The organism is Deinococcus seoulensis (genome assembly GCF_014648115.1).
Lineage (GTDB): Bacteria > Deinococcota > Deinococci > Deinococcales > Deinococcaceae > Deinococcus > Deinococcus seoulensis.
This window is the reverse complement of record NZ_BMQM01000011.1, coordinates 109945-124559: the sequence shown is the minus strand read 5'-3', so window position 1 is coordinate 124559 and position 14615 is coordinate 109945. Positions and strand designations below refer to the sequence as shown.

Here is a 14615-nt window from a genome sequence, read left to right as displayed (position 1 = left end):
CTCAAAACATCTTTGGGTGGTTCCGGCACGCCCATCCATCGGCATTCTTATGACAAATGCTCTAAAGCCGTTCAATCCGAGCGGAGCGAGTAGGAGAGAAACGGGTTCCGGACGTGGAGTTAACAGATCGGTGGTGTTCCGATCTGTTAACGAAATAAACGGAATCCGTATGAGATGCCTACATGGAGCGGGGCCGCACCTCCAGGGATGGTTCCCTGCGCAGGCGCGGCCCCGCTCCGGACTGACACGCGGCACTCTGCGAGCGCCGTTCAGGCCGGGTGGTTCAGAAGCTGCTGGTGTACAGCAGTCGGTTGGGGCTGCCGGTCCCGGCGGACGTGACCTTGTTCGCGGTGGTGGCGTTCAGCAGGAGGCTGCGGACGGTGGCGCTGCTGGCGGTGGGGTTGGCCTGCAGGATCAGGGCGACGGCGCCCGCCACGTGTGGGGAGGCCATGGAGGTGCCGCTGATGGTGTTGGTGGCGGTGGTGCTGCCGATCCAGGTGCTGGTGATGGAGTTGCCGGGCGCGAAGATGTCCACGCAACTGCCGTAGTTGCTGAAGCTGGCGCGGGCGTCGGTGCTGGTGGTCGCGCCGACGGCGATGGCGCCGCTGGCACGGGCGGGACTGTAGTAGCAGGAGTCGTCGCCGCTGTTCCCGGCGGCCACGACGACCATGACGTTGCTGCTGTTGGCGCGGTTCACGGCGGCGTCCAGGGCGTCGCTGACCGAGCGGCTTTGCGGGCCGAGGCTCATGTTCACGACCTTGCGGGCCGAGACGTTGTGCGCCACGACGGCGTCCAGTGCGGAGATGATGCCGCTGTTCGCGCCGGTGCCGTCGCAGCCCAGGACTTTCACGGCCCACAGTTGCGTGCTCTTGGCGACGCCCCAGGTGCTGCTGCCGACCGTCCCGGCGACGTGCGTGCCGTGCCCCTGGCAGTCGCTGTTCACGCCGTCACCTGTGAAGTTCCCGCCCCAGATGGCGCGCCCGCCGAAGTTGGTGTGCGCCGTGTTGATGCCGGTGTCCAGGACGTACGAGTTCACGCCGCTGCCGGTGCGGGTGTACACGTACGAGCCGCTCAGGGGCAGGTTGCGCTGGTCAATGCGGTCCAGGCCCCAGGTGGCGCCGCTCTGGGTGGCGGTGCTGACCATGACCTGGTCCTGCTCGATGTAGTCCACGCGCGGGTCGGCCTGCAGTGTGGCGAGGTTCTGGGCGCTGAGTTTCCCGGAGAAGCCGCTGAGGGCGCTGGTGTACACGTGGTTGATGTCGGCGCCCTGCGGGTCGAGGTTCAGGCTGCTGATCAGGCTGGTGACGGCCTGGGCGTTCAGGTGGTCGTTCAGGGGACCGCCGACGCTCTGCACGGTGACCGGCACCTGCACGCTGCCGTCCTTGAGGACCACGATGTACTGCCCGGCGATGGCGTTCGCGTTCTGGCTGCCACGGACGCTGCTCAGGGCGCCGCCGCTGCCGTCGGTGTGGGTGGCGGTGGGCGTGGTGCCGCAGGCGGCGAGGGCGAGGGTCAGGGCAAGGGCGGCGGGCATCAGTCGTGCGTTCATGGCGGTCCTCCTGGGGGTTCCGTGGGCAATGGGGCAGGGTCGGGCAGGGCACAGGAACGCCGTGTGGGTGGGCGTGGTGGCTGCTCGGTTGCGGTGTTGTCAGGAACTGCCGATGAGCATAGTGGTTGCCCTGCACGCTGACCAGTGGGGGGCCTGATCGGGGGGGGGAGGGGAGGGGGAACGCCGTATTTGTTTTTCCGGGAAACACAATCCAGGACACACTTTTCGCCGTCCTGTATATCAGGACATTGCGATTGAAAGTTGCCTGACCGCCGGAATGGTTCGTGCTACAGACCGTTTCCGGCCCGAATGGTGCGCTCCAATCCGGCCCGCTGGGTGTGAACAGGTCGGCATTCCAGCCCGCCCTGTCATGGCAGGGCACGCAGAACGCGCCACCACCCCGGTCAGGGCAGCGGCGCACTCATGCGGCCTCCGATTGCATGGCCGATGCGAGTGGGAGAGAAACGCCCCTCCGGACGTGGAGTTGGCAGGGGCGGTGCTGTTCCGATCTGTTAACGAAACAAACGGCAGTCCGTATCAGCCCGGCAGGTGCCGCAGCGTCCGCTCACGCAGTTCGTTCAGGATGCCCTGCACCTCGGCGTCACTGGGAGCCTCCACGTACAGGCGCACGACCGGCTCGGTCCCGGACGCCCGGACCATCCCGTACCCGCCCGCGAACACCAGTTTCACGCCGTCCAGCGTGACGACCTCCTGCACGGCGTGACCGCCCAGCGACCCCAGGCCCGCCACGTCGTCCATCAGGGCCGCCCGGTCGATGGGACGCGGCAGGTGCAGGTCCACCCGGTCGTAGTGGTGCCGGAAATCCACCAGCGCCTCGATCTGCGCGAACTGCTCGTCCAGGCCCAGGCCGGTCGCTGCCACCGCCTCCTGAAGCAGCAGGCCGTTCAGCAGCCCGTCACGCTCGGGCACGTGCCCCTGCACGCCGATCCCGCCGGATTCCTCACCGCCGATCAGTACGGTGTCCTCCGGGTGGGCCTCGCCATGCAGGAACGCCTCGGTGATGTACTTGAACCCCACCGGCGTCTGCATGACCCGCAGCCCGTGATGCTGCGCGAGCCGCTCGATGATGCCGCTCGTGGAGACCGTCCGCACCACGATCCCCCTTTTGCCCTGCGAGGCGAGGTGATGCAGCAGCACCGCGAAGATCTGGTGACTGTTGAAGAACCGCCCGCCCGACAGCACCGCCCCGATCCGATCGGCGTCGCCGTCCGTGACCATCGCGAACGCCGGGCCGCTCACGTCCCGCATGGCCTGCATGGTGGCCTTCAGGTTCTGCGTGATCGGCTCCGGGTTCACGCCCCCGAACAGCGGGTCCGGCGCGGCCCGCAGCCCGTGGAACGGCACGCCCAGGTACTCGCGCGTGAACGCCTCGATCCAGCCTCCGGCAGCGCCGTGCATGGCGTCGTGGTACACCGGCAGGCCCGCCCGGCGGATCGCTTCCGTATCCACCAGCCGCGCCAGCGCACCCAGGTATTCGCTACGCACGTCCGCCTCGTTCAGCCCTCCGGCGGCGCGGGGCGTGGCCGGGCCGTCCAGCCGCGCCTCGACCTCGGCGACCAGCGCGGGCGTGGCGCTCCCCCCGTACGAACCCTTGAGTTTGTACCCCTGGTACTGACCGGGGTTATGGCTGGCGGTGATCATCACGCCGCCCGCGTGCCCCCCGGCCCGCACCGCGTACGACAGCGCCGGGGTGGGCGTGGCGCCCTTCAGGACCGTCACGTCCAGCCCCGCCGCCTGCAAGGTCTCACCGGCCGAACGGGCGAACGCGCCGCCCAGGAAGCGCGTGTCGTGCGCCACGACTGCCGAGCGGCCCCCGGCGTCCAGCAGCGCCTGCGCGTGCGCGCGGGCCACCCGGCCCACGTTGGCGAAGGTGAACTCGTCGGCGATCACGCCGCGCCAGCCGTCCGTGCCGAAAGAAAGCTTCATCCGGCATAGCCTACCCTGACAGGCGGCCTCCCGCGTTCATTTTCCGCGCTGTGGCACTCCCCCCGCGGGTGGAAGCGTTCCGTCAGACCGCCGGGGATAAGATGCGGGCATGACCTTCTACCCGGTGATCCTGGCAGGTGGGAGCGGTGAGCGCTTCTGGCCGCTGTCGCGCAAGAGCAAACCCAAGCAGTTCCTGACGCTGGAATCCAGTGGCCGCAGCCTGCTTCAGACGACCGCCGAGCGCCTCACGGCCGGACTGCCCGGCGGCCTTGAACGCCTGATGGTCGTCACCGCCAACGAGCACCGCTCGCACGTGCTCGAGCACCTGCCCGAGTTGCCGCTGGAGAACCTGCTGGTCGAACCCGTGCCGCGCGACACGGCCGCCGCGATCCTGTACGGCGCGCTCACCGTGCACCGCGACGACCCGGACGCGGTGATGGGCGTCTTCCCCGCCGATCACCGCATCGACGACCCGGCCGCCTTCGCCGCCACCCTGGAACGCGCCGTCGCGTACGCGCAGGCGCACGACGTGCTCGTCACGCTCGGCATGCAACCCCAGTACCCCGCCACCGGCTACGGCTACATCGAGAAGGGCGAACAGGACGCGCAGACCGGCGTGTACCGCGTGCAGCGCTTCGCCGAGAAACCCGACGCCGACACCGCGCAGGCCTTCCTGGACACCGGCAACTACCTGTGGAACTCCGGGATGTTCATCTGGAAGGTCAGCACCATCCTCGCCGCCTTCGAAACCCTCGTCCCGGACCTGTACGGCCCCATGGCCGACGCCGCGAAGGTACGCGGCGGGCTGCGGCAGGTGTACCCGGACCTGCCCAAGATCAGCGTGGACTACGCCATCCTGGAACGCGCGCAGAACGTCGCCGTCATCCCCGCCAGTTTCGGCTGGGACGACTTGGGCGACTGGAACGCCCTGGAACGCCTGCTCAAGGGTGACGGCTCGAACGTCGCCGTGGGCCGCCACGTCAGCCTCGACACCGGCGGCGCGATCATGTACACCACGGGCGGCGACGACCTGATCGCCACCATCGGCCTCGAGGACGTGGTCGTGGTCCGCGCCGGGGACGTGACCCTGGTCGTCCGCAAGGACCGCACGCAGGACATCAAGAAGGTCGTGCAGCAACTCAAGGCCAACCCGGATCTCGCCCGCTTCGCCTGAAGCAGGCCGCGCCTGCACTGAACAGCTGCACGGAAGACCCGGCGCGGCCCAGAGGTTCTCTCTGGCCGCGCCGGGTCTCGTTCCGCGTGGGTATACGGATTCCGTCTGTTTCGTTAACAGATCGGTGATATTCCGATCTGTCCACTCCACGTCCGGAGGGGCGCCCTGCTGCCACTCGCATCCGCTCGGATTGAACAGCGTTGCAGGCCATTCAACCCGAGTCCGTATTACTTGGGCGCGTTCAGGATGACGATCCGGCCCTCGGGCTGGGCGTCCACGACCGGGTTGGCTTTCAGGTAGTTCACGAGAATGTCGATGTCCAGCGTGCCGGTGTCGAGGCGCGGGGCACCCTTGAACATCGTGAAGCCGTCGCCGCCGCCCGCCGTGAAGTTGTTCATGGCGACCCGGTACACCTGCGTGTCGTTCAGGGGCTGCCCGTTCAGGGTCACGCTGGTCACGCGGCTCCCGGCGGGCTGGGCGAGGTCGAAGGTGTAACTGACGCCGCGTGAGACGTGCAGGAACTGGCCCTTGTTCTCACTCCAGGTGGCGACGCCGTGGTCCAGCGCCGCGCGGATCTGCGCGCCGGTCAGGTCCAGGACGCTCAGGGTGTTCCCGAAGGGCTGCACGGTGATGGCTTCCTCGAAGGTGATGGGACCGGCGTCGATGCTGGAGCGCACGCCGCCACCGTTCTGGAAGGCCATGACCGCCCCGGCCTTCTGCGCGGCTTCCAGGCTGGCGTCGGCCAGGACGTTCGCCATGCCGCTCTCGCGCTGGCGGACGATCTCGCGGCTGCCGTTCAGGCCGCGCGTGGTCTGCCCGACCACCTGGCGGCGCAGGTTCGCGATGGGCACGCTGAGCGTCTCGATCATGCGGCGCGCGGTGTCGTCTTCCTTGATGTCGGCCGTGACGGGCACCGGGTTGCCTTCCCAGGCGGTGACGGCGCCGCCGTCGAAGGTGACCTTGATGCGGCCCAGCACCTTGCCCCACTCCCACGCGGCGACCAGCAGGGTCCGGTTCCCGTCGGGGTTGGCGATCACGGTGGGGTAGGGGCCCTCGCTGGCGGGGAAGTCCTTGTTGTCGAAGGTGCCAAGCAGGGTGTGGCTGTGCCCGCCGACGATCACGTCGATGCCGGGCACGGTCCGGGCGACCTGCTGTTCGAGGGTGTACCCCAGGTGCGAGACCAGGAAGATCTTGTCGATGCCCTGGCCCTTGAGGGCGTCCACGCTGCCCTGGAGGCTCTGCATGAGTTCCAGCATCTTCACGTTCGGGCCGGGGCTGCTGATCAGGGGCAGGTCCGGCGTGACCGCGCCGATCACGCCGACCTTCTCGCCGCCGACCGTCAGGACCGCGTAGGGTTTCACGAGGTCTTTCAGGAGCGGTTCGCTGCTCAGGTCGAGGTTGGCGGCCAGCAGCGGGAACTGCGCTTTCTGCGCGAAACGGGCCAGCGCCTCGGGGCCGTTGTCGAACTCGTGGTTGCCGACCGCCATCGCCTGGTAGCCCATCAGGTTCATGAACAGCACGTCCGCCAGACCCTGGTACACGTTGTAGAACAGCGTGCCCTGGAAGGTGTCGCCGCCGCTGAGGACCAGCGGGTTGGGGTCCTGCGCGCTGAACTGGCGGATCAGGGTCGCCTGACGGGAGTACCCGCCGTACGTGTTCGCGCCGACCTTGACCGGGTCGAGGTGCCCGTGCAGGTCATCGGAGTGCAGGACCGTGATGGTCACGGGCGCGGCGGTGGCGGACCCCAGCAGGGCGGCCGTCAGCAGGAACAGAGGAATTCTTTTCATGATCCGCCCAGCTTAGCGGCTGAGCGGCGCGCGTGCCTGAGGGAGTGCGCGGCTGTTACCGGCTGGCGGACGGTTCGGTCTCGCGGACGTGTTCGAGGGCCACGCCGATCAGGCCCGCGACGTGCGCGTCCAGCAGGCGGTAGTACGCCACGCGGCCCTGCTTGCGGAAGGTCACGACCCGCTGCTCGCGCATCAGGCGCAACTGGTGACTGACGGCACTCTCGCTCAGGCCGATCACGGCGGCCAGGTCGCACACGCACAGTTCGCCGCCCTGCAGGGCGCTCAGGAGTTTCAGGCGGGTGGGGTCGGCAATGACCTTCAGCAGGGCGCTGGCGGCCTCGATGTCGGCCGGGCCGGGCTGCCGCGCGCGGGCCTGCGCGACCGCCTGCGGGTGCAGGCAACTGACCTCGCACACGGCCGCCTGATCGGGGTGCTCCGCCTGATCGGGGTGCGGGGCAGGGGTGGTCACGCGGGCTCCGGGCGCACGGTGGGCGCGGGCGTGCCCGGCACGGCGCGGGGTTTCCAGCGCAGCAGGCGCAGGGCGTTCGCGGTGACGAGGGCGGTCGCGCCGGTGTCGGCCAGGATCGCCATCCACAGGTTGGTGTAGCCCAGCAGCGTGGTGATCAGGAACACGGCCTTCAGGCCCAGCGCGAAGGCGATGTTCACGCGAATGTTGCTCATGGTGGCGCGGCTCAGGGCGATCAGGTCGGCCACGCCACTGACCTGCTCGCGCAGCAGCGCCGCGTCGGCCGTTTCGAGGGCCACGTCGGTCCCGCCGCCCATGGCGACCCCCACATCCGCCTGTGCCAGGGCGGGCGCGTCGTTGATGCCGTCCCCGAGCATGACGACCGGCCCGCGCGCCTGCAACTCACGGATGATCCGCAGCTTGTCGCCGGGCAGCAGGTCCGCGTGGACTTCCAGCGCCTCGTGGTCTGCACCGCCGGGATGCAGGTCGCCTGCGATGGCGTGCGCGGTGCGGGCGTTGTCGCCGGTCAGCATCACGGTGCCGATGCCCAGGCGGCGCAGCGCGGCCAGGGTCGGCGCGGCGTCCGGGCGGGGTTCGTCACGCAGGCCGATCACGCCGCGCACCTCCGGCCCGCGCGGCCCGCCCAGCAGGACGATCACGGCCGTGCGGCCCTGCCCTTCAAGCCGCGCCACCTGCGCCTGCACGTCCGGCGCGAGGGTGGTCAGGGTGGCCGCGTGCCGGGGCGAGCTGACCGTCACCTCCTGGCCTGCCCACGCACCGTTGTCACCCAGACCGTCGCCACCCAGGCCGTCACCACCCAGGCCCTCGCCGCTCAGGCGGGCCGTGACGGCCAGTCCGGGCAGGGCGCGCGCGTCGGTCGCGGGCGGGACGTTCAGGCCGCGCGCGGCGTCCAGGACCGCGCGGGCCAGCGGGTGACTGCTGCCCGCCTCGGCCGCCGCCGCCAGCCGCAGCAGGTCGTCGCGCGTGCCGGCCAGCGGGTGCAGGTCGGTCACGCGCGGGTGCCCGGCGGTCAGGGTGCCGGTCTTGTCGAACGCGACGGTCCGGGCGTTCCCGATGCTTTCCAGCGCCGCGCCGCCCTTGATCAGCAGGCCGCGCCGCGCCCCGGCACTGACGCCGCTGGTGATGGCCGCCGGGACACTCAGGACCAGCGCGCACGGGCAGCCGATCAGCAGCAGACTGATACCCCGGTACAGCCAGGTGTGCCAGTCGCCGCCCAGCAGCAGCGGTGGCGCGGCGGCCACCAGCGCCGAGACGAGCACCACGCCCGGCGTGTACGCGCGGCTGAACCGGTCGATGAAGCGGGCCGTGGGCGCGCGGCTGGCCGCAGCTTCCTCGACCATCGCAGTGATCCGCGCGATGGTGTTGTCGCTGGCCTCGCGGTCCACCCGCACGGTCAGCACGCCGTCCCCGTTGATGCTCCCGGCGAACACCGGGTCGCCCACGCCTTTCAGGGCGGGCACGCTCTCGCCGGTCACGGGACTGTCGTCCACGCCGGACGTGCCGCGCAGCACCGTGCCGTCCGCCGGGACGCGCGCGCCGGGATTCACCTGCACGGTCTGCCCGGCGCGCAGGGTGTCCGCCGCAACCTCCCGCGCCACGCCCGAAGCCCCGCCCGGACCTTCCGGGCCGTCTGGCAGCAGCAGCGCCGTTTTCGGCGTGAGGGCCGCGAGCGCCTGGATGCCCGCCCGCGCCCGCCCGGCCGCGATACCCTCGAGCAGTTCACCGACCGAGAAGAAGAACACCACGACCGCGCCCTCGGCCGCCTCCCCGATCAGGACCGCGCCGACCGCCGCGAGGCTGACCAGCAGGTTGATGCTGAACGGATCGCCCAGCCGCGCACTGGCGACCGCGCGGCCCGCGAGCGGCCAAACACCCAGCAGCGTCGCCGCCACGAACGCCGCCGTACTCAGGCCCGGCGCGGCGAAACCCAGCACCCACGCGGCCGCCAGCAGCGTGCCGGACACCACGACCAGACGGCCCTGCGGACTGCGGTACCACGGCTGACCCGGCCCGGCAGTGGGCGCCTGGGCGTGCGCGTGTTCAGGTGCGGCCGGTGCGGCGGGTTCGCCCTGCAGGGTGGGCACGTACCCCAGCGACCGCAGGTGCTGTTCCAGCGTGTGCCGGGGCGTGCGGGTCTCGTCGAGCTGCAACGTCAGGGTCTGCCGCGTGAAGCTGGTGCTGACCCCTCCCGCGCCGGGCAGGCCGCCCACCATGCGCTCGACCTTCGCCACGCAGTTCGCGCAGTCCATGCCCTGCACGAGGTAACTCAGGGGGGCGCCGGGGACCGCCGGGGCGTCCGGTGTGGGCGCGGCGGCACTGGAACGCGGAGTGGACGTCATGCCGCATGATACCTGAGCAACCGCTCAGATGTCACAGATGTCTGACACGAACTTCCGATTGAATGGCCTGCAAAGCCGCTGGGTCCGGGCGAATGCAACTCGCGGAGCTGCCGCGCCCACCTCGCCCTTTCCTGTGATTACTCGCACGCCACTGCGTGTGGCCGTCCCTGTACAGAAGATCGGACGCCTGTTCAGGGCGTCCGGTGCGGGTTGAACTTGAATTGCTGGGGTGTGCGGCGCGGTGTACTCGTTGCCTGCGTGCTCACTGGTGGCCTCACTGGCTGCGTTGCGCGTTGCTCTGGGTGGTCTGCGCGCGGTCCGGGAACAGGACGGGCAGCGAGGCGAGGGGGATCACGATGGCGGCCAGAGCGAAGATGAATTCCATGACGTCAGTGTGCCTCCGGGGCAGTGGGAGCTGATGACAGCGGTCTTGAAGTGGCGTAGAGCGGCGCTTCAGGGGGCGTACAACTGCCCTTAGGGTCAGGCAGAGCCTGTTCTCATACGGACTCCGATTGAATGGGCTGCAAAGACCGTTCAATCCGAGCGGAGCGAGTAGGAGAAAGGCGGGTTCCGGACGTGGAGTTGGCAACCCGGCGCCCTCCCGGGTTGTCAACGAAACAAACGGAATCCGTATCACACTCATTCCCGCCTGGAGGCGGACCCGAGGTCACCCGCTCGTTTGGTCCCGTCAGTCGGTATGGGTAGTGGTCAGGTTCCAGCGGTGGTCGGTGGGGTCTGCCCGGTGGCGGTTCAGGGCCGCCGGGACGGACTGGTCGGCCGCGCTGTCACGCGGGCCGCGCCAGATCAGGAACGCGCACAGCAGTCCCAGACCAACACCGATCAGCACCTGAACCGTCGTCACCCACAGCAGAATGTCTACGAACATGCCCCAGTGTGAAGAATTCGACATGACAGAGTTCTCACATTCCTGACCCTGCCGGTCAACTGTTCCCGTCCCCCGCCTGCCCTCGTTGCCGTCTACCCGTCCTGCGCGGCCAGCAGGGTGTTGCCCACGGCGCGGCGCAGGCCCTGAATGTCGAAGCCCGTGTGCCGGGTCGGGTGTACGCGGTTGGTCAGCAGCGTCCAGGCGAGGCCGCGCGCGGGGTCCACCCACAGGCCCGTGCCGGTAAAGCCGGTGTGCCCGAACGCGGCGGGACTGGCGAGGCTGCCGCCGCTCCAGCCGGGGCTGGCGGTCACGAAGGCCAGGGTGCGGTCCTCGACCTGCGGGCGCAGCGCCTCGGCCTGCGCGGCAGGGGAGAGCCAGCCGCCGCGCAGCAGCAGTTCCGCCTGCCGCAGCACGCCGCCCAGCGTGCCGAACAGACCGGCGTGCCCGGCGACGCCACCCATCGCGGCGGCGTTCTCGTCGTGCGTCTCGCCGCGCAGCAGCCGCTCGCGCCACAGGCAGTGTTCCGTGGCGACCGAGTGGGCCGGGTCGGGCGTGAAGGTCAGCCCGTCTTCGGGCGGCAGGTCCCGCAGCGGGTGTCCGTGCAGGCGTTCCAGCACGCGGCCCAGCAGCACGTACCCCAGGTCCGAGTACACGACCGGGCCAGCCTCACTGACCGGCCAGGGTTCATGCAGGAACCGGGCGCGGATGGTCCGCTCGTCGCCCCAGGTGAACAGTTTCGCCCAGGCGTGCAGGCCCGCGCTGTGCGTCAACAGGTGCCGCAGCGTGCGCCCACGCAGGCCGCTCTCGTTGCCCTGGCCGGGCATCCACGCGAGGTCCGGCAGGTGCGCGCCGAGCGGGTCGTCGAGGTCCAGCTGGCCGCGCTCGGCGGCGCGCAGGATCTCGCGGGCGGTCAGCAGCGGTTTGGTCAGGCTGGCCAGGTCCCACCAGAAGGCCGCGTCCAGCGGCGGCGCCTCTGCCGGGAGTGCCGGGGTGCGCTGCGGCGTGCCCAGCAGCAGGGTCGCCCGCTCACCGGCGGCGCTGACCACGCCCAGCGCGACGGCGCTCGGTCCGCCCGGCACCTGCGTGGCCCGTTCCAGCAGCGCCCGCGTGACCCCGGGAATGACTGGACCGGGCACGCGGCTCATACGGACTCCGATTGAATGGGCTGCAAAGCCCGTTCAATCCGAGCGGATGCGAGTGGGAGAAAAACGGATTCCGGACGTGGAGTTGACAGATCGGTGGTGTTCCGATCTGTTAACGAAATAAACGGAATCCGCATCAGGCCTCGCCCAGCGCGGCGCGGGCGTGCCCACCCGCCTCGTCCAGTCGGCGGGCGGCCTCGCGGACGTTCACGCCCAGGCGCAGCGCGACCACCGCGACCTTCACCTGCCCGTTCGCTTCGAGCAGCGCCGCGCGTGACTGCGATTCGCTGGCGTTCGCGGCGTGCATGACCAGCCGCAGCGCCCGGCCCTCGAGTTTGGTGTTGCTGGTGCGCACGTCCACCATCAGGTTCCCGTACACCTTGCCCAGCCGGACCATCAGGGCGCTGGACAGGGTGTTCAGCGCGATCTTCTGCGCCGTTCCGGCCTTCAGGCGGGTGCTGCCGCTGATGAGTTCCGGGCCGGTGTCCAGCAGCACGGCGCAGTCGGCGGCGTCCAGCAGCGGCGTGTCCGGGTTGTTCGACAGGCTGATGGTGAGCGCCCCGGCGGCCCGCGCGGCGCGCAGCGCGCCCAGCACGTACGGGGTGGTGCCGCTGGCGGCCACGCCGATCAGCACGTCGTCCGGCCCGACCCTGACGGCCTGCACGTCGTGCTCTCCGGCTTCGCGGTCGTCCTCGGCGCCCTCGACGGCGCGGCGGATGGCGCGTTCACCTCCGGCGATCAGCGGCACGGCCCGCTCCGGCGGCCATGAGAAGGTCGGCGTGAGTTCCGTGGCGTCCAGCACGCCCAGGCGGCCGCTGGTTCCGGCTCCGGCGTACACCAGCCGTCCGCCGCGTTCCAGGCGGGGCAGCGCGGCGGCGACCGCGCGGGCCAGGGCGGGCGCGGCGTCACGGGCGGCGTTCACGGCCTGCACTTGGTCGTCCACGAGCGCCTGCACCAGCGCGGCGGTACTCAGGCAGTCCAGGTCGGTGTGATCGGTGCGGAAGGCCTCGGTGCGGCGGGCTTCCGGGGGCAGCGGGGTCGGTCGGCGCGGCGGCAGGTCCGCGCCCGGCAGAAGCGCGGCCGGCAGAGTCGTGATGGGCAGGGTCGTGATGGGCTGCGGCGCGGTGGGTACCTGCGGCGCGGGCTGCTGCTCGGTGCCCTGCGGGTCGGAGGCGGGGTCCGGTGGGTGCGTCATGGGCGGTCTCCAGTGCGGGGGGCGGGATCGGTCGGTGACGGCGGCGCGGGCGTCCACCGGCCAGCCGTGACGGCGTGGCGGGCGCCGGTGGTGTGCGGCAGGGTGTTCGGCCAGCCCTGCGCGTGCGCGTACCCCAGGAACGCGAACGCGGCGGCCTCGCGGGTGGCGTCCGTGAATCCGGCGTCGGTCCAGCCGAGGTCAGCGAAGGTCCGCAGCGGCGCCGGCGTGGGCAGGGCTGCCAGCGCGGCGGCCAGGGCGCGCATCAGGGCCGGGTTGCGCGCCCCGCCGCCCGCCACGACCACCTCGTGCGGGGGGCTGTTCAGGAAACGCAGGGCCTGGGCGACACTCCGGGCGCTCAGGGCGGTGGCGGTCGCGGCCAGGTCGGCGGGGTTCAGGTGCGCGGGGGCGTCCAGCCGGGCCAGGGTCCAGACCTCGCGGCCGGTGGCCTTGGGGGGCCGCTGCGCGAGTTCCGGGTGCGACAGCCAGCGGTTCAGGGTGGGTTCGTGTACCTGCCCGGCGGCGGCCAGTGCGCCGCCCGCGTCGTGCGTCTGGCCGGTCATGGCGGCGATCTCGTCGAGCAGGCAGTTGGCGGGGCCGGTGTCGAAGGCCTGCACGCCCTGCGGGTTCAGGCCGTTCAGGGCGGTGACGTTCGCGATGCCGCCCAGGTTCAGCAGGGTGCGGTTCACGCCGGGTTGCGCCAGCAGCGCCCAGTCCGCGAACGGCACCAGTGGCGCGCCCACGCCCCCGGCGGCCATGTCGGCGGGCCGGAAGTCGGCCACGACCGGGCGTCCGGTGCGCGCGGCGATCACGGCCGCCTCGCCGAGTTGCAGGGTTGCGGGCCGTTTCCAGCCGCGCGCCGGGTCCGGGGTGGGGTGGTGCTGCACGGTCTGCCCGTGGCTGGCGATCAGGTCGGCGTGCGCGGCGTGCGGCGCGGCGGCCTGGGCCAGCGCCTCGCCCAGCGCCCAGTGCAGCTGGGTCAGTCCGGCCGCGCCGACTTCTCCGCGCATGGCGGCCAGCACGGCGCCGCGCAGGTCCGGCGGGTAGGGCGTGAAGGTGTGCGCGACCACCCGGCCACGCGGCGCACCGGGCACGCCGATCTGGCCGCTGATGGCGCCCAGGGTGGTGGAATCGGGGGGCGTGTGGGTCCCGCGCAGCTCGGGCCAGCCGGGCAGTTCCAGCAGCGCGGCGTCGATGCCGTCGGCGCTGGTGCCGCTCATCAGGCCCAGCACGCGCGGGGGGCGTGTCACCGCTGATCCCCGCGCAGTTCCATCACGAAGTCGTAGCGGTCGCCGCGGTAGTGGGCGCGGGCGTACTCGATGGGTTTGCCGTTTTCCAGCCACGAGACGCGGTCGGTGGCCAGCAGCGCTGCGCCGACCGTCACGCCCAGCAGTGGCGCGAGGTGCAGGTCGGCGTTCAGGGCGCGCAGGTGCCGGATGGCGCGCACCGGGCTCAGGCCGCGCCCCTGCAACAGGGCGTACAGGCTGGCGTCCTGCACGTCCTGATCGGTCAGCGGGCCGACCAGCGAGGCGGGCAGGGTGGAGTCCTCGATGGCCAGGGGTTCGCCGTCGGCGGTGCGCAGGCGGCGCAGGCGGTACACGTGCTCGCTGGGCGAGAGTGCGAGGCTCATGGCTTCGTGCGCGGTCGGTCGGGCCCGTTCGAAGCTCAGGACCCGCGCGCCGGGTGTCTGCCCGCGGGAGCGGACGTCCTCGGAGAACGAGGCCAGCAGGGACAGCGGGCGGCTGGGCAGGTCGCCGGGCTGGGCGGGCGGCGTGACGAAGGTGCCGCTGCCATGACGGCGGGCCAGCAGGCCCTGCTGTGACAGGAGCGCCAGGGCCTGCCGGACGGTCACGCGGGACACGCCGAGCGTGGCGGCCAGGTCGCGTTCGGCGGGCAGGGCGCTGCCACGGCGCAACTGACCGCTCTCGATGCGGCTGGCGAGGCCCTGTGCGACCTGCACGTAGACTGGCGTGGCGCTTCCGGCATCCAGCGGTATGGCCCAGGTGGAGGAGGTGTCAGACATCCTCCTGAGGATACCAACTTCAGACCACTTGGCAAGAGACTTGTCGGTGGACCCAAAGTGGTATTAGTCTAGGAATCGCATTGCACAAC

The 14615-nt window shown here is 70.9% G+C and carries 11 protein-coding genes; 1 reads left to right on the top strand and 10 read right to left on the bottom strand.

Annotated features, from left to right (window positions below; all coding sequences use genetic code 11):
* Positions 1 to 283: 283 nt before the first annotated feature.
* On the bottom strand, positions 284 to 1549 hold the full coding sequence (locus IEY70_RS09945) for a S8 family peptidase (RefSeq protein ID WP_189064854.1): 1266 nt from the start codon (positions 1547 to 1549) through the stop codon (positions 284 to 286).
* A 537-nt stretch (positions 1550 to 2086) separates the two neighbouring features.
* On the bottom strand, positions 2087 to 3496 hold the full coding sequence (locus IEY70_RS09940; protein WP_189064853.1) for a phosphohexomutase domain-containing protein: 1410 nt from the start codon (positions 3494 to 3496) through the stop codon (positions 2087 to 2089).
* A 109-nt stretch (positions 3497 to 3605) separates the two neighbouring features.
* On the opposite strand from IEY70_RS09940, the gene IEY70_RS09935 reads away from it, so the two are divergent.
* The gene (locus IEY70_RS09935; protein WP_189064852.1) at positions 3606 to 4670 is read left to right on the top strand and encodes a mannose-1-phosphate guanylyltransferase; all 1065 of its coding nucleotides are present in this window, start codon (positions 3606 to 3608) and stop codon (positions 4668 to 4670) included.
* A gap of 227 nt (positions 4671 to 4897) precedes the next feature.
* Here the strand turns inward: IEY70_RS09935 and IEY70_RS09930 are convergent, their stop codons facing one another.
* The 8 genes from IEY70_RS09930 to IEY70_RS09895 all read right to left on the bottom strand — a co-directional run bounded on the left by IEY70_RS09930 (position 4898) and on the right by IEY70_RS09895 (position 14526).
* Complete coding sequence (locus IEY70_RS09930) at positions 4898 to 6457, bottom strand: bifunctional metallophosphatase/5'-nucleotidase (protein WP_189064851.1); 1560 nt, start codon at positions 6455 to 6457, stop codon at positions 4898 to 4900.
* A 55-nt stretch (positions 6458 to 6512) separates the two neighbouring features.
* Positions 6513 to 6926 carry an ArsR/SmtB family transcription factor gene (locus IEY70_RS09925; protein ID WP_189064850.1) on the bottom strand — a complete coding sequence of 138 codons (414 nt, stop codon included), beginning with the start codon at positions 6924 to 6926 and terminating at the stop codon, positions 6513 to 6515.
* Positions 6923 to 9283, bottom strand: coding sequence for a heavy metal translocating P-type ATPase (locus IEY70_RS09920; RefSeq protein WP_373290775.1), 2361 nt, complete (start codon positions 9281 to 9283; stop codon positions 6923 to 6925). Before IEY70_RS09920 ends, IEY70_RS09925 begins: the two co-directional genes overlap by 4 nt.
* Positions 9284 to 9971: 688 nt before the next feature.
* Positions 9972 to 10169, bottom strand: a complete 198-nt coding sequence (locus tag IEY70_RS09915) for a hypothetical protein (RefSeq protein WP_189064849.1) — start codon at positions 10167 to 10169, stop codon at positions 9972 to 9974.
* Positions 10170 to 10261: 92 nt separating this feature from the next.
* Positions 10262 to 11314, bottom strand: a complete 1053-nt coding sequence (locus IEY70_RS09910) for a serine hydrolase domain-containing protein (RefSeq protein ID WP_189064848.1) — start codon at positions 11312 to 11314, stop codon at positions 10262 to 10264.
* A 133-nt stretch (positions 11315 to 11447) separates the two neighbouring features.
* A complete protein-coding gene (gene murQ, locus IEY70_RS09905) occupies positions 11448 to 12506 on the bottom strand; it encodes an N-acetylmuramic acid 6-phosphate etherase (RefSeq protein ID WP_189064847.1) in 1059 nt (352 codons plus the stop codon).
* Positions 12503 to 13753 (bottom strand): anhydro-N-acetylmuramic acid kinase, encoded by a 1251-nt coding sequence (locus IEY70_RS09900; protein WP_229777810.1) that lies wholly within the window; start codon positions 13751 to 13753, stop codon positions 12503 to 12505. The genes murQ and IEY70_RS09900 overlap by 4 nt, the downstream gene beginning before the upstream one ends.
* Positions 13750 to 14526: a GntR family transcriptional regulator gene (locus IEY70_RS09895; RefSeq protein ID WP_189064846.1), complete on the bottom strand. Its 777-nt coding sequence runs from the start codon at positions 14524 to 14526 to the stop codon at positions 13750 to 13752. Before IEY70_RS09895 ends, IEY70_RS09900 begins: the two co-directional genes overlap by 4 nt.
* Positions 14527 to 14615 lie beyond the last annotated feature (89 nt).

Excerpts from the sequence above, each read along its gene's own strand:
- IEY70_RS09945 (WP_189064854.1), bottom strand. The coding sequence starts at position 1,549 with ATGAACGCACGACTGATGCCCGCCGCCCTTGCCCTGACCCTCGCCCTC.
- IEY70_RS09940 (WP_189064853.1), bottom strand. The coding sequence starts at position 3,496 with ATGAAGCTTTCTTTCGGCACGGACGGCTGGCGCGGCGTGATCGCCGAC.
- IEY70_RS09935 (WP_189064852.1), top strand. The coding sequence starts at position 3,606 with ATGACCTTCTACCCGGTGATCCTGGCAGGTGGGAGCGGTGAGCGCTTC.
- IEY70_RS09930 (WP_189064851.1), bottom strand. The coding sequence starts at position 6,457 with ATGAAAAGAATTCCTCTGTTCCTGCTGACGGCCGCCCTGCTGGGGTCC.
- IEY70_RS09920 (WP_373290775.1), bottom strand. The coding sequence starts at position 9,283 with ATGACGTCCACTCCGCGTTCCAGTGCCGCCGCGCCCACACCGGACGCC.
- IEY70_RS09915 (WP_189064849.1), bottom strand. The coding sequence starts at position 10,169 with ATGTTCGTAGACATTCTGCTGTGGGTGACGACGGTTCAGGTGCTGATC.
- IEY70_RS09910 (WP_189064848.1), bottom strand. The coding sequence starts at position 11,314 with ATGAGCCGCGTGCCCGGTCCAGTCATTCCCGGGGTCACGCGGGCGCTG.
- murQ (WP_189064847.1), bottom strand. The coding sequence starts at position 12,506 with ATGACGCACCCACCGGACCCCGCCTCCGACCCGCAGGGCACCGAGCAG.
- IEY70_RS09895 (WP_189064846.1), bottom strand. The coding sequence starts at position 14,526 with ATGTCTGACACCTCCTCCACCTGGGCCATACCGCTGGATGCCGGAAGC.